The organism is Streptomyces sp. NPDC051576 (assembly GCF_040681835.1).
GTDB lineage: Bacteria > Actinomycetota > Actinomycetes > Streptomycetales > Streptomycetaceae > Streptomyces.
In genome coordinates this window covers 1,041,366-1,059,585 of the sequence record NZ_JBFAZO010000001.1, presented here as the reverse complement: position 1 = coordinate 1,059,585, position 18,220 = coordinate 1,041,366, and the positions used below count along the sequence as shown (strand labels likewise).

The 18,220-nt window shown below is 71.3% G+C and carries 19 protein-coding genes; 12 read left to right on the top strand and 7 right to left on the bottom strand.

Annotated features, from left to right (window positions below; genetic code table 11):
- Window positions 1-72 precede the first annotated feature (72 nt).
- Window positions 73-876 (bottom strand): nuclease-related domain-containing protein, encoded by an 804-nt coding sequence (locus AB0M63_RS05015; protein ID WP_355911932.1) that lies wholly within the window; start codon window positions 874-876, stop codon window positions 73-75.
- A 96-nt stretch (window positions 877-972) separates the two neighbouring features.
- Here AB0M63_RS05015 and AB0M63_RS05010 point away from each other — a divergent pair, with 96 nt between their 5' ends.
- The 7 genes from AB0M63_RS05010 to AB0M63_RS04980 all read left to right on the top strand — a co-directional run bounded on the left by AB0M63_RS05010 (window position 973) and on the right by AB0M63_RS04980 (window position 7,574).
- A complete protein-coding gene (locus AB0M63_RS05010) occupies window positions 973-1,479 on the top strand; it encodes a dual specificity protein phosphatase (RefSeq protein WP_366018385.1) in 507 nt (168 codons plus the stop codon).
- A 126-nt stretch (window positions 1,480-1,605) separates the two neighbouring features.
- Entirely contained in the window at window positions 1,606-2,322 is a 717-nt protein-coding gene (locus AB0M63_RS05005) for a hypothetical protein (RefSeq protein ID WP_366018384.1), read from the top strand.
- Window positions 2,319-3,593: a HAMP domain-containing sensor histidine kinase gene (locus AB0M63_RS05000; protein WP_366018383.1), complete on the top strand. Its 1,275-nt coding sequence runs from the start codon at window positions 2,319-2,321 to the stop codon at window positions 3,591-3,593. Before AB0M63_RS05005 ends, AB0M63_RS05000 begins: the two co-directional genes overlap by 4 nt.
- A gap of 69 nt (window positions 3,594-3,662) precedes the next feature.
- Complete coding sequence (locus AB0M63_RS04995) at window positions 3,663-4,127, top strand: SH3 domain-containing protein (RefSeq protein WP_366018382.1); 465 nt, start codon at window positions 3,663-3,665, stop codon at window positions 4,125-4,127.
- 61 nt (window positions 4,128-4,188) lie between these two features.
- Window positions 4,189-5,547 (top strand): FtsW/RodA/SpoVE family cell cycle protein, encoded by a 1,359-nt coding sequence (locus tag AB0M63_RS04990; RefSeq protein WP_355911917.1) that lies wholly within the window; start codon window positions 4,189-4,191, stop codon window positions 5,545-5,547.
- Between the two features lie 8 nt (window positions 5,548-5,555).
- Window positions 5,556-7,013 carry a penicillin-binding transpeptidase domain-containing protein gene (locus AB0M63_RS04985; protein ID WP_366018535.1) on the top strand — a complete coding sequence of 486 codons (1,458 nt, stop codon included), beginning with the start codon at window positions 5,556-5,558 and terminating at the stop codon, window positions 7,011-7,013.
- A 45-nt stretch (window positions 7,014-7,058) separates the two neighbouring features.
- On the top strand, window positions 7,059-7,574 hold the full coding sequence (locus tag AB0M63_RS04980) for a DUF3291 domain-containing protein (RefSeq protein WP_366018381.1): 516 nt from the start codon (window positions 7,059-7,061) through the stop codon (window positions 7,572-7,574).
- A 16-nt stretch (window positions 7,575-7,590) separates the two neighbouring features.
- Here AB0M63_RS04980 and AB0M63_RS04975 read toward each other — a convergent pair whose 3' ends face one another.
- Window positions 7,591-8,196, bottom strand: coding sequence for a hypothetical protein (locus AB0M63_RS04975; RefSeq protein WP_366018380.1), 606 nt, complete (start codon window positions 8,194-8,196; stop codon window positions 7,591-7,593).
- Window positions 8,197-8,452: 256 nt separating this feature from the next.
- On the opposite strand from AB0M63_RS04975, the gene AB0M63_RS04970 reads away from it, so the two are divergent.
- The 4 genes from AB0M63_RS04970 (at window position 8,453) to AB0M63_RS04955 (ending at window position 11,587) form a co-directional block, all read left to right on the top strand.
- Complete coding sequence (locus AB0M63_RS04970) at window positions 8,453-9,391, top strand: diiron oxygenase (RefSeq protein WP_366018379.1); 939 nt, start codon at window positions 8,453-8,455, stop codon at window positions 9,389-9,391.
- 55 nt (window positions 9,392-9,446) lie between these two features.
- Complete coding sequence (locus AB0M63_RS04965) at window positions 9,447-10,097, top strand: helix-turn-helix domain-containing protein (protein ID WP_355911905.1); 651 nt, start codon at window positions 9,447-9,449, stop codon at window positions 10,095-10,097.
- Window positions 10,090-10,410: a hypothetical protein gene (locus AB0M63_RS04960; RefSeq protein ID WP_355911902.1), complete on the top strand. Its 321-nt coding sequence runs from the start codon at window positions 10,090-10,092 to the stop codon at window positions 10,408-10,410. Before AB0M63_RS04965 ends, AB0M63_RS04960 begins: the two co-directional genes overlap by 8 nt.
- A 142-nt stretch (window positions 10,411-10,552) precedes the next feature.
- Window positions 10,553-11,587 (top strand): C40 family peptidase, encoded by a 1,035-nt coding sequence (locus tag AB0M63_RS04955; RefSeq protein ID WP_366018534.1) that lies wholly within the window; start codon window positions 10,553-10,555, stop codon window positions 11,585-11,587.
- On the opposite strand, the gene AB0M63_RS04950 is transcribed toward AB0M63_RS04955, so the two are convergent.
- From AB0M63_RS04950 to AB0M63_RS04930, 5 genes are read right to left on the bottom strand one after another with little or no spacing between them, the layout of a single operon-like run.
- A complete protein-coding gene (locus tag AB0M63_RS04950) occupies window positions 11,560-12,813 on the bottom strand; it encodes a styrene monooxygenase/indole monooxygenase family protein (RefSeq protein ID WP_366018378.1) in 1,254 nt (417 codons plus the stop codon). The genes AB0M63_RS04955 and AB0M63_RS04950 overlap by 28 nt on opposite strands.
- A gap of 36 nt (window positions 12,814-12,849) precedes the next feature.
- Complete coding sequence (locus AB0M63_RS04945) at window positions 12,850-13,491, bottom strand: ATP/GTP-binding protein (RefSeq protein WP_355911896.1); 642 nt, start codon at window positions 13,489-13,491, stop codon at window positions 12,850-12,852.
- On the bottom strand, window positions 13,472-13,882 hold the full coding sequence (locus AB0M63_RS04940; RefSeq protein ID WP_366018377.1) for a DUF742 domain-containing protein: 411 nt from the start codon (window positions 13,880-13,882) through the stop codon (window positions 13,472-13,474). The genes AB0M63_RS04945 and AB0M63_RS04940 overlap by 20 nt, the downstream gene beginning before the upstream one ends.
- Window positions 13,879-14,382: a roadblock/LC7 domain-containing protein gene (locus AB0M63_RS04935; RefSeq protein WP_355911890.1), complete on the bottom strand. Its 504-nt coding sequence runs from the start codon at window positions 14,380-14,382 to the stop codon at window positions 13,879-13,881. The genes AB0M63_RS04940 and AB0M63_RS04935 overlap by 4 nt, the downstream gene beginning before the upstream one ends.
- Window positions 14,379-17,069 carry a nitrate- and nitrite sensing domain-containing protein gene (locus tag AB0M63_RS04930; RefSeq protein WP_366018376.1) on the bottom strand — a complete coding sequence of 897 codons (2,691 nt, stop codon included), beginning with the start codon at window positions 17,067-17,069 and terminating at the stop codon, window positions 14,379-14,381. Before AB0M63_RS04930 ends, AB0M63_RS04935 begins: the two co-directional genes overlap by 4 nt.
- A gap of 353 nt (window positions 17,070-17,422) precedes the next feature.
- Between AB0M63_RS04930 and AB0M63_RS04925 the strand changes: the two genes are divergently transcribed.
- Window positions 17,423-18,211 carry a protein phosphatase 2C domain-containing protein gene (locus AB0M63_RS04925; protein WP_355911884.1) on the top strand — a complete coding sequence of 263 codons (789 nt, stop codon included), beginning with the start codon at window positions 17,423-17,425 and terminating at the stop codon, window positions 18,209-18,211.
- Window positions 18,212-18,220 lie beyond the last annotated feature (9 nt).

The following is an 18,220-nucleotide window of genomic DNA, read 5'->3' as shown; positions in this document are numbered from 1 at the left end:
TCAACTTTAAATTGACGCCACCTCATCGTCAATCTGTAATTGACGATTCCCTGAGTCAAGAAGCCATGCCCCTCACACCCGCCCCCACGTATGCCGATCCCGCGCCATCGCGTGCAGCGCCTCCACGTCCGCCGGCTTCAACACCCCTCCCGCTCTTGCCAGTCCGGACAGTTCCGTGTCCTGGAGTACGCGCACCTCGCGCAGCGGAGCCGTCACCGAGACGTCCGTCGGGCCGGCCAGGGCGAGGACCGGGTGGACCTCGGCGGTGAGGGCGTAGGACGCCCGGTCCGCGTCGGCGCGGACGCGGCGGAGCAGCGGGAGCGGGTCGCGGCGGCCCACCTGGACCATGGGGTCGGCGATCCGGACGCGTTGTTTACGGGCGTACAGCGTGTGCAGCGCGAAGAGCCCGCCGGGGCCGATCGCCAGGTGGTGGAGGCGGTCGCCGCCGGGGAGCGGGATCGAGTGGAGGGCGTGCCAGCCGGCGCCGTCGAGGTCGTCCAGGGCCTCGCCGACGGCCTGTTCGGCGGTCAGGGCGCGGCGGCGGGCGTCGGGACGGAGGCGGTGCTGCGGGCCCGGGTCCCGGTCGAGGGCCACGTGGAGCGCCTCGCCGGGGCGGTTGGGGGCCAGGTCGTCGTCCGGGTGGAGGCTGAGCCGCGCGAGTTCCGCGGGCGTCGGCACCGGGGGCGGGCCCACCGTGACCGGGCCGGTGATGAAGGGGCCGAGGGCGTGCAGGACGTCCTCTCTTCGGTCCTCGCTCAGCAGGTTGATCCGGGCCGCCTCCCTGTCGTACCAGGCGACGTTCCTTCCGTCCGTGCGACAGACGTACAGCCGTTCCTGACCATGGCGCCAGGTCGGTACGATGCGCAGTCCGCTCATGCACCATCACCCCTCGACCATGGGAACAGGCGGGGTGCTCAAGGGGCAAGAACCCGGTTACCTTTGGGTCAGTCGCTGTGCCTTGGGGAGGCGCCGTTGCGGACGCGCAGGAAGCAACCCGACGTACCCGCTCCGGACAGTCCGTGGAGCGAGATCACACCCGGTCTGTGGATGGGCGGACACGAGTTCAGGGGGCGTTCGGGGCAACTGGAGTTCGCGGTGGCGCGGGACGAGTTCGACCTCGTGCAGACGCTGCTGCGACTGCCGGGGCACGGGCCCGACAGCGGTGTCGAGCATCATGTGTGGCCGATTCCGGACGGGCCGCTGGACGGGACGCAGCTCGCCGGCGTGATGCGGCTGGCGCTGGCCGCCTGCGACGCGCTGGACGAGGGGCGGAAGGTCCTCGTCCGCTGCTATCACGGCTACAACAGGTCGGGGCTGGTCGTCGCGCACGCGCTGGTCCGCCGGGGGCACTCCACCGAGGAGGCGATCCGGCTGATCCGTTCCCGCCGCTCGCCCTGGGCGCTGCACAACGACCTCTTCGTCGAGTACCTGCGGGCGGGACTGCCCACGGCCCGGCTGCTGGAGGAACTGGCCGAGTAATCGTTTCCCCCGACCCACTCACGCGCGCGAACAAAAAGGACTTCCGTACGAATAGGGTGTACGGGTCCCGCGGGCCCGGTCCCGCACCAGCACCAGCACCAGCACCAGCACCTCGCCAGGAGAACAGTGCCGCCTCGTCGCCCCCTCCGCGCCACCGCCGCCGTCGCCCTGCTCCTCGCGACCGCCGCGGCCTGCGGTGACACCGGCGCGCTGCGTGGCGCGGGGGCGACCCCGACGGCGACCAGTCCGGCCCGGCTCTGGCCGGATCTGTCGCCCGCCGCCTCCCCCGCCTACGACTTCGACGAGGCGGACACCCAGACCGTGAAGGGCGTCACCGTCCCCGGCGACGACATCCGCAAAGTGGATCCCTTCGCCGTCGTACGGGCCGAGATCGCCGCGAACCCGAGTGACTACGACGGGTCGAAGGCACCGTACCGGGGAACCGCCGAGCGGATCGCCGACTGTGCGAAGGGCCAGGACCGGAACCGCTGTCCCGTCCTCAAGCCGTACTACCGCGATCTGACCGGCGACGGACGGGACGACCTGACGCTGGGCTTCCGGCTGCTGCCCACGAAGATGACGGCCGTGCGGGTCTACACCGTCGAGAAGCACCGGCTGGTGCAGGTCATGGCCAACGACGACGCGGTGAGCGGGGTCGAGCTGGCCGGGCACTCGGTGATCATCCGCTCGCCGTCGGAGCTGGCGGGGTACGAGTACCGCGTGCAGTGGACCTGGGACGCCGACCAGAAGGCGATGCTGCTGACGCACGACGAGTTCCTGCACACCGGCGGCCGCAAACACGGTGTCCGGCGTGCCACCCCCACACCCTCGGCGTCCCCGTGAGACGGCCCGCGCTGCCCCGGTGGGCCGGGACCCTCGCCTTCAAGTCCGCCGTGTTCATCACCGTGATGTGCTGTGCGCTGGCCGCCCTGCTCGGCGTCCTCGTGCATGTCTCGGTGACCGACCGGACCGTGGGCCAGGCCCGTGAGCTGGCGCTGTCGCGGCTGCGGACGGCGACGACGCAGTACGAGGCCGGGGACTCGCTGGTCCACGGCGCGGGCGTCGATCCCGAGAACCTGCCCGTGCCGCTGCGGGAGCTGGCGGCGACCGGGGAGCGCGGCACGATGGTCGGCAAGCGCCGGGGGCGCCCGACGATGTGGGCGGCGGGCCCGGCCGACGGCGGCCGGGTGCTGGCCGTGGCGGTCGACTACTCGCAGGGCGCCGACACCATCGCCGGACTCGACCGGGCGATCGTGTGGTCCTCGGCGCTGGCGATCGGGGCGACCCTGCTGGTCGGCGCGTTCGCGGTGACCCGGGTGACACGCAGGCTGCACGGGACCGCCCAGGTGGCCCGGCGGATCAGCGCCGGTGACCTGGATGCGCGGGTCGACGATCCCCGTACGAAGGACGCGACCTTGCCCCAGGACGAGGTGGCCGCGGTGGCCGCCGCGCTGGACACCATGGCCGCGTCGTTGCAGGGCAAGCTGCTGACCGAGCAGCGGTTCACCGCGGACGTGGCGCACGAGCTGCGGACCCCGCTGACCGGGCTGCACGCGGCGGCCGAACTGCTGCCGCCGGGGCGGCCGACCGAGCTGGTGCGCGACCGGGTGGCCGCGCTGCGCACGCTCACCGAGGACCTGCTGGAGATCTCCCGGCTGGACACCCGGCGGGAGAGACTGGAGCTGGACACCGAGCGGCTGGGGGCGGTGGCCGAGCGGGTCGTGCGGGGCTCGGGGACGGACACCGGGATCAGGGTCGTACGGGACGAGTGGGTGGAGACGGACCGGCGGCGCCTTGAGCGGGTGCTCGGGAATCTGGTCGCCAACGCGCACAAGCACGGGCGGGGGCCGGTCGTGCTGACCGTGGACGGGCCGGTGGTGACCGTGCGGGACCACGGGGACGGGTATCCGGAGTACCTGGTGGAGCACGGGCCGCAGCGGTTCCGCACGGAGGGCGGGGCGCGGGGGCACGGCCTGGGGCTGACCATCGCGTCGGGGCAGGCGGAGGTGCTGGGCGCGCGGCTGGAGTTCACGAACGCGGCGGAGGACGGCGGGGCGCTGGCCACCCTGACACTGCCTCAGCGACCGGGCCGGGGCCCTGATGGCGCAGTGTGAGAAGCGCCCCGTGCGAACCCCTCCTAGTGTGGCGATTAGTCAGCTTCGCCCCATTTCTGGAGGTACTCCATGCCCCTCAGCCTCTCCCTCCGCCGCCTCGGTATAGCGGTCGCCGCCGGTGCGCTCGTCACCGCCGCCGCCGTCACGCCCGCCGTGGCCGACGACGACTGGGGCGACGAAGACCCGGGCGTCAGCCGCCAGGACGACGGCTGGAACCAGGGCGACGACGGCCGGCAGAACGCCGACAGCTTCGACGGCCGCGGCGACCACGACGAGCACGGCGACCACGACGACAACCAGCGCCTGTACCGGGGCGTCGTCACGGCGAGCCAACTGGCCCTGCGCTCCCGCCCGGACCGCGGCAGCAGGATCATCCGGTACGCCCACCGCGGCGAGCACGTCTCGATCTTCTGCAAGACCCGCGGCTCCAACGTCCAGGGCAACAACCTCTGGTACCTCCTCACGGACGGCACCTGGGCCTGGGGTTCGGCGCGCTACATCGACAACATCGGACCCGCGCCCCGCTGGTGCTGACGGGCGAGACACACTCCACGCCCAAGGCACACAACCCGTCCCATTTGGGTAAGTTCCGGACATGACCAACGCCGGAACCACCGTGACAGCGGACCCTCCCACACCCGCTGTACGCCTCCCCCGGCGCCGTGGCATCGAACTCACCCTCATCGTCGTGGCCGTCCTGCTCTCCGTGTACGGCTACTGCGCTGTGGGTCTCGCCAGACACGGCACGGTCCCGCCCGGCGCCGCCGGCTACGGCGCCGGGCTCGGCGTGCTCGCCCTGCTGGCGCACTGCGCGGTGCGCCTGCGGGCCCCGTACGCCGACCCCCTCCTGCTGCCGATCGGCGTGCTCCTCAACGGCCTCGGCCTGGTCCTGATCTACCGGCTCGACCTGGAGACCCCGGGCGACCGGGCGGCCCCCACCCAACTGGTGTGGTCAACGCTGGGCGTTGCCCTCTTCATCGTCGTGGTCCTGGCCCTGCGCGACCACCGCGTCCTCCAGCGCTACGCCTACGTCTGCGTGGCCGCCGCCCTCGCCCTGCTCACCCTCCCGGTCTTCTTCCCGGCCGTGAACGGCGCCCGGATCTGGATCCGGATCGCCGGATTCTCCATCCAGCCGGGCGAGTTCGCGAAGGTGCTGCTCGCGATCTTCTTCGCCGCCTATCTGGCGGCCAACCGCAACGCGCTCGCCTACACGGGCCGCCGCGTCTGGCGCCTGACGCTCCCCACCGGCCGGGTGCTCGGCCCGATCGTCGCGATCTGGCTGCTGAGCGTGGGCGTCCTGATCCTGGAACGCGACCTCGGCACCTCACTCCTCTTCTTCGGCCTGTTCGTGACCCTTCTCTACGTCGCCACCGGCCGCACCGGCTGGATCGCGGTCGGCCTGCTGCTCGCGGCCCTCGGCGCGGTCGCGGTCGGCCGGCTCGAACCCCACGTCCACAGCCGCGTCCTCGACTGGCTGCACCCCTTCGCCTCGATCGACGCGGGCCAGGGGCCGAACCAACTCGCCCAGTCCCTTTTTGCGTTCGCGGCCGGCGGCCTGCTCGGCACGGGCCTGGGCCTGGGCCACTCCGTCCTCATTGGCTTCGCCGCGAAGTCGGACTTCATCCTCGCGACGGCGGGCGAGGAACTCGGCCTGTCCGGCCTCCTGGCGATCTTCATCCTCTACGGCCTGCTCGTGGAGCGCGGCTACCGGGCCGGCCTGGCTCTCCGCGACCCCTTCGGCCGGCTGCTCGCGGTCGGCCTCGCCTCGATCGTCGCGCTCCAGGTGTTCGTGATCGCGGGCGGGGTGACCGGCCTGATCCCGCTCACCGGCATGGCGATGCCCTTCCTCGCCCAGGGCGGCTCCTCGGTCGTCACCAACTGGGCGATCGTGGCCCTGCTGATCCGGGTCAGCGACTCGGCCCGCCGTCCGTACGACATCGAGGTGGCCGCGTGACCGACTCCATGACCCGCCACATCCGCCTGGCGGCGGCCTTCTGCACCCTGCTTCTGCTGGCCCTGCTGGTGAACGCCACCCGCATCCAGATCTTCCAGTCCCGGACCTACGACGGCAATCCCGCCAACCGCCGCCACAGCATCGCCCGTTACGACCAGCCGCGCGGCGCCATCCTCGTCGGCGGCAGAGCGGTCACCGGCTCCCGCGACTCCCGCGAGCAGCTCCGCTACGAACGGACGTACAAGGACGGCCCGTTGTACGCGCCGGTCACCGGCTTCGCCTCGCAGGAGTACGGCACGACCTTCCTGGAGCACTCCGAGGACGGCATCCTCTCCGGCACCGACTCGATGCTCTCGCCCTTCCCTCTGTGGAACGACCTGACCCGCGCGCAGAACCCCGGCGGCGATGTCGTCACCACCCTCAACAGGGCCGCGCAGCGGGCGGCTTACGACGGACTCGGCGCGCGCACCGGCGCGGTCGCCGCGATCGAGCCGTCGACCGGCCGCGTCCTCGCGCTGGTCTCCACGCCGTCCTACGACCCCGGGGCCCTGTCGGGCAACGGCCGTGCCGCGAGCCGTGCCTGGGCCCGGCTGAACGCCGACGCGGCGAAGCCGATGCTCAACCGGGCGGTGCGGCAGACGTATCCGCCGGGTTCGACGTTCAAGGTGGTCACCGCGGCGGCGGCGCTGGACGCGGGGGTGGTGAGCGACCTGGACGCGGCGACCGACTCCCCCGACCCGTACACCCTGCCCGGCACGACGACGACGCTGACGAACGAGGGCGACGGGTGCGTGGACGCACCGCTCCGCTCCGCCTTCGAGTGGTCGTGCAACACGGTGTTCGCGAAGCTCGGCGTGGATGTCGGCGTGCGGGACATGAGCGCCACGGCGGAGGCGTTCGGCTTCAACGACACCGGCGTGAAGATCCCGTTCGCGGTCTCCCCCAGCACCTTCGACACCTCGCTGGACAAGGCCCAGTTGGCGCTGTCGTCGATCGGGCAGTACAACACGCGGGCCACGCCCTTGCAGATGGCGATGGTCGCGGCGGCGGTCGCGAACGGCGGGCAGGTGCGGGAGCCGTATCTGGTGGAACGCACGACGCGGCGCGGTGGCGCGACGGTGTCGACGGCGGGCTCGCGGCCCGTCCGGCAGGCGATGCATCCCTCGACCGCCGTACGGATGAGGGAACTCATGGAGGACGTGGTCACCGAGGGCACCGGCACCAACGCGGCGATCCCCGGCGCGACCGTCGGCGGCAAGACCGGCACCGCGCAGCACGGCATCGGCAACTCCGGTACGCCGTATGCCTGGTTCGTGTCCTGGGCGCAGGGCGAGCGGGACATGGAGGCGAAGGTGGCGGTCGCGGTGGTGGTGGAGGACGCGTCGGCGGACCGGGGGGAGATCAGCGGGGGCGGGGACGCGGCGCCGATCGCCAAGGCGGTGATGGAGGCGGTTCTCGGTTCGTGAGACGGGGGTACCGGGAGCCACCCCGCCCGACCTACCGTTCGGTATATGACTCAACCCCTGACGCGTCCGTACCAGCTCGCCCAGGTCAACGTCTCACGTCTCCGATTCCCGCTGGACTCCCCGGAGTTGAAGGACTTCGTGGACGCCCTCGATCCGGTGAACGCCGTCGCCGACACGGCCGAGGGTTTCGTCTGGCGCCTTCAGTCCGAGAGCGGCAACGCGACCGACGTTCCCGTCCTCGGCGACGACTGGCTGATCATCAACATGTCGACGTGGCGCGACACGAACGCCCTGACCGCGTTCATGTACCAAGGACAGCACAGGGAGTTGCTGGCCCGCCGCCGCGAGTGGTTCGAGCGGATGCGGGAGGCGATGGCGGTCCTGTGGTGGGTCCCGACGGGCCACCGCCCGACCGTGTCGGAGGCCGAGGACCGGCTGCTGCACCTGCGGGCGCACGGCCCGACCCCGTACGCGTTCACGCTGCGGACGTCGTTCCCGGCGCAGGGGGCGGAGCCGGTGGCACCGGTCGACATCCCGGAGGGGCTGGGCTGTTCGGTCTAGGCGGCGCCGCGATCGGTCAATGGATGGCCTTGCGGGTCTCGGAGCGGACCTGCGAGGTCATCTTCGCCGAGAACGCCAGATCCACGTCCGCGGGGTCCTGGGTGAGGTTCTTCTGCGTCGTCCAGGCGACGGCGGCCGCCGTGTTGCCGTCCGCCCAGGCACACGTCGGGTAGGTGATCTCCACGCCGGACCGCCGCTGGGTGATCACCTCGCAGGAGATCGTGACACCCCCTTCGGCGAAGTCCTTGCGCGGCACGGCGACGGTGACCCCGGTGGCCTGGCCGGCGCCCCTCAGCATGCCCTCACGGGCGTCGTCCGTGTTCTTGAAGCGGCCGTACATCCCCGAGAGCGCCAGCGTGCCCTTGGTCGCGTCGCCGTTCAGGGCGTAGGTGCCCACCACTCCCACGGTGTCCTTCGCGTCCCAGGCCCCGTCCGCCTCCTGCTCGATCTTCTGCCCCTCGGTGTCGGAGAGGTCGGCGGCGAGTTCGAACCGGCCGTCTATCAGCGTCTTCGGCAACGTCAACGTGAAGTCGGCCTCGGGAAAGCCGCTTTCGACCCGCTCACCGATCAGGGCGAGCGCCACGACGAGCCCCACCCTGCGCTTCTTGGGCGGCGGGAACACGGGCGGAGGAGCACCCCAGCCGTAGGGCTGTTGCCCATAGGGCGGTTGCCCGTACGGGGGCTGCCCGTACGGCTGTTGAGGATATGGGGGCTGCTGCGGCGGTGGCATGGACACTCCAGAACCGTACCCGCGAACGAACCCCTGCCCGACCAACAAGTCCCGCAAAGGGGATTGACGAGCTTGCTGACAAGCAGTCTCATAAGACTTCGGAGGATGTGACCCCGGGTAACACGCCGATGCGCGAGGTGGGAGAACCATGACGACCCTGACCGAAGCCGACGCGGTCGACGGGCTGCGTGACGCACTCGGGCTGCTCAAGGACCGTGAGCAGGTGGCCGAGCGACTGCTCGCCTCCTCCGCCAAGCACTCCTTCGACCCCGACAAGGAACTGGACTGGAACGCGCCCTTCGAGGACGGCAAGTGGTTCTGGCCGCCGGAGCTGGTCTCGCTGTACGACACCCCGCTGTGGAAGCGCATGGGCGAGGAGCAGCGCATCCTCCTCTCGCAGCACGAGGCCGCCGCGCTCGCCTCGCTCGGCATCTGGTTCGAACTGATCCTGATGCAGTTGCTCGTCCGGCACATCTACGACAAGGCGGCCACCAGCGCGCACGTCCGCTACGCGCTCACCGAGATCGAGGACGAGTGCCGGCACTCCAAGATGTTCGCGCGGCTGATCTCCCGCGGCGACACACCCTGGTATCCGGTGAGCCGGGCCCACCAGAACCTGGGGCGGCTGTTCAAGACGATCTCCACCACCCCCGGTTCCTTCACGGCCACGCTGCTCGGCGAGGAGGTCCTCGACTGGATGCAGCGGCTGACGTTCCCGGACGAGCGGGTGCAGCCGCTGGTGCGGGGTGTGACCCGCATCCACGTGGTGGAGGAGGCCCGCCATGTGCGGTACGCCCGCGAGGAGTTGAGGCGCCAGATGGTGACCGCGCCCAGGTGGTCCCAGGAGTTCACCCGGGTGACGTCGGGTGAGTTCGCCCGTATCTTCTCCATCGCCTTCGTGAACCCCGAGGTCTACACGAATGTGGGGCTCGACAAACGGGAGGCGGTGGCCCAGATGCAGGCGAGCGGACACCGGCGGGAGGTCATGCAGACGGGCTCGAAGAAGCTGACGGACTTCCTCGACGACATCGGTGTGCTGCGGGGCGTGGGGCGCCGGCTGTGGAAGGCGTCGGGCCTCCTCGCATAGGTGCCGACCGGCCACGACGGGCCCGTCCCGGACCCGCACGGCTACGCTGCCCTTCATGACCCCGGCCGCGACCCCCGCCTACCGCCGCCTGAACGTGGAGGAGCGGCGGACCCAGCTCCTCGACGCCGCCCTCACCCTCTTCGCCCACCGCGCCCCCGAGGACGTCTCCCTCGACGACGTGGCGGAGGCGGCCGGTGTCTCCCGGCCCCTGGTGTACCGGTACTTCCCCGGCGGCAAGCAGCAGCTCTACGAAGCCGCCCTGCGCTCCGCCGCCGAGGAACTCCAGCAGTGCTTCGACGAACCCCGTGAGGGCCCGCTCCTCCCCCGGCTCGCCCGCGCCCTCGACCGCTACCTCGGCTTCGTCGACCAGCACGACGCCGGGTTCAGCGCACTGCTCCAGGGCGGGAGCGTCGTGGAGACCTCCCGTACGACGGCCATCGTGGACGGGGTCCGCCGGGCCGCCGCCGTGCACATCCTCAGCCATCTCGGCGTCGCCGAACCCGGACCGCGGCTGCGGATGACCGTACGGATGTGGATCACGGCCGTGGAAGCCGCCTCGCTGATCTGGCTCGACGAGGACAAGCAGCCGCCCCTCGACGAGCTGCGGGACTGGCTGGTCGAACAGTTCGCGGCGGTGCTCTCGGTGACGGCCCGGCGCGACCCGCAGACCGCCGCGCTGGTCCGGGGCCTCGCGGCGGATGGCTGACACTGGTGGCGTGAAGAGCGAAGACACCCCGTTCGAGGGCGGCCCCATGGACGGGCGCTCCCTGCCGGTACTGGTCGGCCCGACCGGGAACCCGCCGAAGACCTACCGCATCCCGGTCCCCGACGCGGCCGGCGGTCCGCCCACGGTGCTCGTGTACCGCCGGGTGCCCAGGGCCCACAGCAAACGGCTCGGTCTGCCCAAGGGCTGGAAGTACGAGTACGACCCGGAAGGCAGGAGTGGCGGCACCCTGCGCTGGCCGTGGTCCAAGCCGGACGCCACGCCGGGCGGCAAGCCGGACGACACCCACGGGTGACCGGGTTGCGCCGAACCGCGCACACTCGGCGCGCGGACCCGGCGGCCGCGACTGATGCTCACGGTACGGGGCGGAAAGGCCGCCGCGCACCGGAGGTGATGACGTGTCAGGAAGGCTTCTGCGTCTGGTCTGTACGGCGACGATGGCGGCCGGGACCGTCCTCGCACCGCTGCCCGCCGCCGCCGTACCCGATCCGCAGGCACCCGGACAGCGGCCCGTGGCCGAGCTGCTGACGGACCTTCAGACCCTGTACCGGGACGCCGAGCAGGCCACGGAGACGTACAACGCCACCGAGGAGAAGTTGAAGAAGCAGCGCGCCGAGGTCGACCGGCTCGACTCCGCGCTGGCCCGCGCCCGCCTCACCCTGCACGACAGCCGGGGCGCCGCCGGACGGCTGGCCCGGGAGCAGTACCAGAACAGCACCGCGCTCTCCCCGTACGTACGGCTGCTGCTCGCCCGCGATCCGCAGCACGCGCTCGACGAGGGCCATGTGATCGGGCAGGTGGCGCGGGAGCGGGCCGAGACGGTGGGCCGGCTGGTCGGCAGCGAGAAGAAGAGCGACGGACTCGCGCGCGCGGCCCGCAAGGCCCTGGACGGTCAACTCACCCTGGCAGCACGGCAGAAGAAGGACCGCGACGACGTGCGCAAGCGCCTCGCCGACGTCGAGAAGCTCCTCACCTCTCTCAGCCCCGGGCAACTCACCGCGCTGGCCGCGTTCGAGAAGACCGACGTCGACAAGGCCCAGCGGAAACTGGTCACTTCGGGCGCCCTGGGCGACGACGACCGCGAACCCTCGCGCGCCGGCGACCGGGCCCTCCGCTACGCCGTACAGCAGATGGGCAAGCCGTACGAGTGGGGAGCGGAGGGCCCGAAGACGTACGACTGCTCCGGGCTGACCTCCGAGGCCTGGGGCCACGCGGGCACCCCGATCCCGAGGACGAGTCAGGAGCAGTGGGCCGAGCTGCCCAGGGTCCCGCTGAACGAGCTGCGCCCCGGTGACCTGGTCGTCTACTTCCCCGAGGCGACCCATGTGGCGATGTACCTGGGCGACGGAAAGATCGTCCAGGCCCCGCGCACCGGCGAGAAGGTCCAGGTGTCGCCGATCGCGTCCTACCCGATCCTCGGGGCGGTGCGCCCGGACCGGTCCGGCTACGCTCCGGCGACCGGTCCGAGGTAGGCGGCCGTCTTCTCCGGCTCGTAGAAGAAGTTCTCGAAGTCGGCCGGGTCGTCGAAGGCGTTGGCGAAGCGGTCCGCGACCGGCTGCAACTGGCCTGCCGCGCCGATGAGGTTGAGGATGTGCTCCGGCGGCGGGGCGAGCATCGCGTTGGTCCACTTGGTGACGTGGCGCGCGGTGTCCCAGTACCGCTCGAAGGTGGCCCGCATCCAGTCGCCGTCGAACTCCTTGTCCCCGTGGTCGAGGATCGAGGCGAGATACGAAGCCGCGCACTTGGAGGCCGAGTTGGAGCCCTGACCGGTGATCGGGTCGTTGGCCACGACGACGTCCGCGACGCCGAGGACGAGCCCGCCGCCGGGGAGCTGTCCCACGGGGTTGCGGACGGTGGGTGCGTAGCGGCCGGCCAACGTGCCGCCCGCGTCGGTCAGTTCGACGTTCCGCGCCCGGTCGTACTCCCAGGGCGTGAACTTCTCCATGAGGTCCAGGGTCAGGGAGAGGTGTTCCGCCGGGTCCTTGACGCCGTTGAAGACGTCGAGGGGGCCGCCGGGTATGCCCTCCCAGAAGAGGATGTCGGCGCGGCCCGAGGTGGTGAGGGTCGGCATGACGAACAACTCGCCCACTCCGGGCACCAGGTTGCAGCGGACCGCGTCGAACTCCGGGTGCTCGGGGCGCGGGCCCAGACCGTGGACGTAGGAGACGGCGAGGGCGCGCTGCGGCTCGGTGTACGGGGAGCGCTCCGGGTCGCGGGCGAACATGGAGACCAGCTCGCCCTTGCCGGCCGAGACGAGGACGAGGTCGTACGTACGGGAGAAGTAGTCGAGGTCGCCGACGGCCGCGCCGTGGATGACCAGTTGGCCGCCGCGCTGGGCGAAGGTCTCCATCCAGCCGGCCATCTTGACCCGCTGGTCGACCGACTGCGCGTATCCGTCGAGCCTGCCCACCCAGTCGATCGCGCGCTGCGTCGGGCCCGGGTCGTGCGAGCCGGGGGCCGCGACCGAGACACCGAGGCCCTCGATCTTCGGCGCCTGGGACTCCCAGAAGTTCACCTGGAGCTCGCGCTCGTGCCCGAGGGCCGTGTCGAACATGCACTGCGTCGACATGACCCGCCCGGAGCGGATCTCGTCCGCGGTCCGGTTGGACATCAGGGTGACCTCGTACCCGTGCGACTGGAGTCCGAGGGCGAGCTGGAGACCGGACTGGCCGGCTCCGACGACGAGTATCTTCCGCATACGGGTGGTGGCTCCTTGGTCGCGACTGCTCGGGGACTACTCGGGGGTGACGTCCAGCGCGTGGCCGACGAGCGCGAGCAGGGTCTCGATGGCCGAAATCCGCCGTCGCGCATCCATGATCATGACAGGTACGTGCGCGGGGATCGTCAGTGCCTCCCGCACGTCCTCCGGGTCGAACCGCTCGCTGCCGACGAAGTGGTTGACCGCGACGATGTACGGCAGCCCGCAGCTCTCGAAGTAGTCCAGCGCGGGGAAACAGTCCTTGAGGCGGCGGGTGTCGGCCAGCACCACGGCGCCGATCGCGCCGCGCACCAGGTCGTCCCACATGAACCAGAACCGCTGCTGGCCCGGCGTGCCGAACAGGTACAGCACCAGGTCGTCGTCGAGGGTCAGCCGCCCGTAGTCCATGGCGACGGTGGTGGTCATCTTGCCCGGGGTGGCCGTGAGGTCGTCGGTCTCCTCGCTGGCCTCGGTCATCAGCGCCTCCGTCTGGAGGGGCTCGATCTCGGAGACGGCACCGACCAGGGTGGTCTTGCCTGCGCCGAAGCCGCCGGCCACCACGATCTTCGTGGCGACGGGCGCGCGGGTGCGGTCCGTCTGCCAGGGCCGCAGTTGCTCCTCGTCATTGAGGAGCGGGGAGACGCCGTAGGCGGCGGCGTCAGAGACGACGGAGTCCACTCAGCACCTTTTCCAGCAGAGCGCGGTCAGGACGGCCCGTACCGTGAGCGGTTCCGGTTCCGTACACACGGATCTTTCCCTGGTCCGCGAGATCGCTCAGAAGCACGCGGACCACACCGAGCGGCATCCTCAGCAGCGCGGCGATCTCGGCCACCGTGCGCATCCGGCGGCAGAGTTCGACGATGGCCCGCATCTCCGGCATGACCCGGGTCTCCAGCGAACCGTTCGTCAGCTCCTTGCGTTCCTCCGGGGCCTCGAGCGCCGCCACGAAGGTCTCCACGAGGAGCACATGGCCGAAGCGGGTACGGCCGCCGGTGAGCGAGTAAGGGCGGACGCGGGCGGGTTTGCGGTCGCCGCCGCGCACCGGGAGCTTGTCGGGCCTGCTGCTCATCGGGCGCTCCCCGTCGACGCGTCTTCGAGGGATTTCCGTAGCTCGCTGCGGAGTTCGGGCGTCAGCACATGGCCGGCCCGGCCCACGAAGAGCGCCATGTGGTACGCCACGACGCTCATGTCGCAGTCCGCGGAGCCGTGCACACCGAGCAGCGAACCGTCGCTGATCGACATCACGAAGAGGCTGCCCTCCTCCATCGCGACCATCGTGTGCTTCACCGGGCCGGAGTCCATCAGCTTGGCGGCGCCGATGGTGAGGCTGCCGATGCCGGAGACGATGGTGGCGAGGTCCGCGGAGGAGCCGCGCGGGGTGGAGCGCGTGGTTTCGAGCGCCTCCCTGGCTTCCGTGTTCCTCCCCGGATCGGAGGAGAGGAGCAGCAGGCCGTCGGAGGAGACGACCGCGACCGACTGGATGCCGGGCACCTCCTCGACGAGGTTGCTCAGCAGCCAGTGCAGGTTGCGGGCTTCACTGCTCAGTCCGAAGGTACTGGGCGCGGTCAACTGCTTGCCTCCTCGACGGTGCCCCCCGTGAGTTCCTCGGATCGTGCGGTCTCACTGCGCGGTGCCGGGACCGGGTTCTGACCGGTCCGTTCGGCGATCTCCGCTTCTACGTCCCGGTAGCCGGCGGAGGCGCCCGCGCGGAAGCCGCCCAGTCTGCGGCGCAGCGCGTCGGCGTCCACGGTGCCGGTCCGCTGGCGCGGGGCCTGGGCGGGCTGGGTGATCTTGGGGGTGCGCTTGGGGAGGCCCTTGGCCGTCACCGGTTCCTCGTCGGCCCGGGTGTGCTCTGCCTCGGCTTCACCCTCGGCGGCCTTCGGATCCTCCGCCGCCAGGGGCAGCAGGAGTTCCATCGTCGTCTCCGCCGGCGTCTCGGGGGATTCCGGAGTCGCCGGGGTCGCCACGATGTCCGGGGTCTCCGGAGTCTCGGGGGCCTCCGGGGTGTCCCTCACCGCCTGCTCCGCGAGGGCTACCAGCGGGTCCGCGTGCTCCGAACGGCCGTACAGGACATTGGAGTTGACCTCCGCGTCCGCGCCCGGCAGGGAGTAGGAGTGCGTGTCGCCACTCACCGGTGCGGACGAGGGGACCGCCGACGTGGGGGCCGTGGCCAGCAGTGGGCCCGGGAGGACCACGACGGCCGCGATGCCGCCCTGCTTCTGGTCGCGGAGCTGGACGCGGACGCCGAGGCGGTGGGCCAGCCGGGCCACCACGTACAGGCCGAGGCCGAGGCCCTCCTCGCCCTCCTGGTCGTAGGGGGAGTCCGGGTCGAACTCGGCGAGGCGGGTGTTCAGGCTGTCCATGCGGCTGACGGTCATGCCGATGCCCTCGTCCTGGACGGAGAGCATGACCTCGCCGTTCTCCAGGAGCCAGCCGGAGATCTCGACGGGAGTGTCCGGCGGGGAGAACGACGTGGCGTTCTCCATGAGTTCGGCCAGCAGATGGCTCAGGTCGTCGGCGGCGAAGCCGGCCACATGGGCGTGCGGCGGGAGCGCGGAGATGCGGACGCGTTCGTAGCGCTCGATCTCGCTGACGGCCGCGCGGACGACGTCGACGAGCGGGACCGGGCCCGCGTGCTGCTGCACGTGTTCGGTGCCGGCGAGGACCAGGAGGTTCTCGCTGTGCCGGCGCATGACCGTGGCGAAGTGGTCGAGCTTGAAGAGGGTGGAGAGCCGCTCGGGGTCCTGCTCGCGCTCCTCCAGGCCCTCGATGACGGCGAGTTGGCGTTCCACCAGGCCGAGGGTGCGCAGCGCGAGGTTGACGAAGGTGCCACCGATGCTGCTGCGCAGGCGCTCCAACTGGGTCGCGGAGTCGGTGACTTCGGCGCGGAGTTCCTCGCGGGCGTCGGCCATCTTCTGGCGCTGGCCGACCAGGTGCTTGCGGTCGGCCTCCAGGGTGGCGATGCGTTCGTGGAGGGCGGCGGCGTGCGCGTGCAGGGAGTTGACCGAGCGGACGACCTGGGCGAACTCGTCGTTGCGGCCGGTGAACTTGATGGCTTCCTCGGCCGCCGGGTCCTCGGCGCCGGCCAGCCGTGCCGAGCCCCGGCGCAGCACCGACAGCGGGCGGGTCAGGGTGCGGGCCATGGCGGTGGCGATGCCGACGGCGAGCAGCATGAGGGCGCCGAGGATCGCGATGCGCAGCTCCAGCGCGCTGACGTCGTCGTCGCGGAGCTGGGCGAGGTCCTTGCCGCGGTCCACGTACAGCGCGGACTCCTCGCCGCGCATCAGGTCGACCCGGGCGGAGAGCGCCGCGTCGACCTTCTTGGTGCTGGTGTCCAACTCGCTGTCGGACAGCGTGGGTTGGTCGGTGAGGGAGGTGAGGTACTTCTGGGCGGAGTTGACCTCGGGTCCGGTGACCGTGGAGTCGTAGCCCTCGACGGCCGCCTTCGTCGCGGTCTCGCGGAAGTCGGCGAGCGCCGCGTCGGAGCGCAGCCGGGCCTGCTGGGCGGCGGCGCTCAGCGCGTCGCGCTGCTTGGTCTGGGCGTCCGTGGAGGTGGTCTCGGTGACCGGGAGGCCGGTGGTCTGGCTGATGACCGTCTCGGTGGTCGTCGGCACGTTCAGGGCGGCGAGGAGCAGTCCGCGGGCGGCGGCGGCCTGCTGGACGGCCGCGTCGAGTTCGGCGAGCGCGTAGGCGCCGGCGCCCGCGCGCGGCGGCGTCTTCTCCGCCAACTGCTCCGCGAGCCGGTGCAGTTCGGTGATGGCGCCGGAGTAGGCGTCGTGCGTCTCAAGGGCGCTGCTCTTGCCGGTGAGCGCGGCCCGTCGTACGGCGGCGACGTCGTCGAGGTCCGAGCGCAGCGCGGCGGGCGTGTCGGTGTCGGCGCGGAGTTCCTCGACCTGCCGGTCGACACGGGCGCTGCGGTCCTCGTCGGGCGCCTGGGACTTGGGGCGGCCGGCGGCGATGTACGAGGTGACCTCGTCCCGCTCGTCGGCGAGCGAGTGGGCCAGCGACAGGGCGTCCTGGGTCTGCCCGGCGAGCGTCACCAGGTCCTGGGAGTCGCTCAGTTGTCCCGAGGCGGTGATCAGCGAGGGGACACCGGCCGCGGCGATGGCGGCGGCCACGACCGCCACGGCGACGATGAGCCGGTTGCGTACGTGGGTGCTGCGCCCCTGGCCCGCGGGGTCGGGCGTGGCGGCACCGGTGGCGCCCCCCTGAGGGGCCGTCTGCTTGCCTGGGCGCCGAGGCCGCTTTTTCTGCACCGGTGCTCGCATTCCTGACTCGTGGTACCCATGGGGCCGGGTGACGCTCCGTCATCCCGGTACGGCGACCCTCCCAGTGCCGGTGGGCAGTGGTCGCGCATCGTCCGGCCCGCCACCCGAAGGAGTGAACCCCGGACGGGAGTTGGCGGGCAAGTTCCGGCGGCCTGCCCTACTGATCGGTACGCCGCGCCGGTTGGACGTGAGCGACATGCTTTGGCAGGATTCGCCGCCACGCATTCCCGGAGTGATCCATTCCATCCCAAACCAGTCGTCTGACCTGCACGACTGCACCGATTCGGCAATGAGTTCCAAGCTTTTGCGGGCCCTGTGAAGAGGTCGTGCAGACTGGCCGAATGCGTACGGAACTTGTGTCGGAACCCGGCGACCGGGCCCGCCCCAACGAGGACTTCGCGAGCGTCGGCCTTCCGGCCTCGGGTCAGGGCGGTTCGCTGATCGTCCTGGACGGTGTGACCCCGCCCCGAGGGGAGACGGGCTGTCTGCATTCGGTCCCCTGGTTCACCGCGCGGCTCGGCGGCGCGCTGACCGAACTGACCGTTTCCGCCCGGGATCTGACCCTGGCGGAGATTCTCTCCCGGGCGATCCTCCGAACATCCGAGGCCCACTCCACCACCTGTGACCTTTCTCACCCACGCACCCCTCAGGCAACGGTGGTGCTGGCCCGCTGGTCCGCGCGGGAGATCGAATACCTGGTCCTCTCGGACTCGGCCCTGCTCCTCGAATCCCCCGCCGGCGAGGTGACCGCCGTACTCGACGACCGCCTTTCCCGCCTGCCCCGGGCCGCCCTGGCGACGGACGCCCTCGTCGACACCACGGTGCGTAACAAGGAGGGCGGCTTCTTCACGGCGGCCGCGGATCCCTCGGTGGCGGCACGGGCGGTGACGGGCTCCCTCCCGCGCGACGGCGTACGCGCCCTCGCCGCCCTGACGGACGGGGCGACGCGCTGGGTGGAGAAGTTCCACGAAGGCGACTGGGCGGACTGCTTCACCCTCGTCCGCAAGCAGGGGCCGTCGGAACTGGTGACCCGCGTCCGGGCACTGGAGCGGGCCGACGAGGAGACCCGGACGTATCTGCGGCGGAGCAAGACGCACGACGACGCGACGGTGGTGTTCGTGGAGCTGTGACGGGGCCGG

What these genes read in the sequence shown, in the direction of transcription:
- AB0M63_RS04985 (WP_366018535.1), top strand. Translation starts at nt 5,556, where the DNA reads ATGACCCGCCACATCCGCCTGGCGGCGGCCTTCTGCACCCTGCTTCTG.
- AB0M63_RS04995 (WP_366018382.1), top strand. Translation starts at nt 3,663, where the DNA reads ATGCCCCTCAGCCTCTCCCTCCGCCGCCTCGGTATAGCGGTCGCCGCC.
- AB0M63_RS04955 (WP_366018534.1), top strand. Translation starts at nt 10,553, where the DNA reads ATGGCGGCCGGGACCGTCCTCGCACCGCTGCCCGCCGCCGCCGTACCC.
- AB0M63_RS05015 (WP_355911932.1), bottom strand. Translation starts at nt 876, where the DNA reads ATGAGCGGACTGCGCATCGTACCGACCTGGCGCCATGGTCAGGAACGG.
- AB0M63_RS04970 (WP_366018379.1), top strand. Translation starts at nt 8,453, where the DNA reads ATGACGACCCTGACCGAAGCCGACGCGGTCGACGGGCTGCGTGACGCA.
- AB0M63_RS04950 (WP_366018378.1), bottom strand. Translation starts at nt 12,813, where the DNA reads ATGCGGAAGATACTCGTCGTCGGAGCCGGCCAGTCCGGTCTCCAGCTC.
- AB0M63_RS04925 (WP_355911884.1), top strand. Translation starts at nt 17,423, where the DNA reads ATGCGTACGGAACTTGTGTCGGAACCCGGCGACCGGGCCCGCCCCAAC.
- AB0M63_RS04990 (WP_355911917.1), top strand. Translation starts at nt 4,189, where the DNA reads ATGACCAACGCCGGAACCACCGTGACAGCGGACCCTCCCACACCCGCT.
- AB0M63_RS04965 (WP_355911905.1), top strand. Translation starts at nt 9,447, where the DNA reads ATGACCCCGGCCGCGACCCCCGCCTACCGCCGCCTGAACGTGGAGGAG.
- AB0M63_RS04940 (WP_366018377.1), bottom strand. Translation starts at nt 13,882, where the DNA reads ATGAGCAGCAGGCCCGACAAGCTCCCGGTGCGCGGCGGCGACCGCAAA.
- AB0M63_RS04980 (WP_366018381.1), top strand. Translation starts at nt 7,059, where the DNA reads ATGACTCAACCCCTGACGCGTCCGTACCAGCTCGCCCAGGTCAACGTC.
- AB0M63_RS04960 (WP_355911902.1), top strand. Translation starts at nt 10,090, where the DNA reads ATGGCTGACACTGGTGGCGTGAAGAGCGAAGACACCCCGTTCGAGGGC.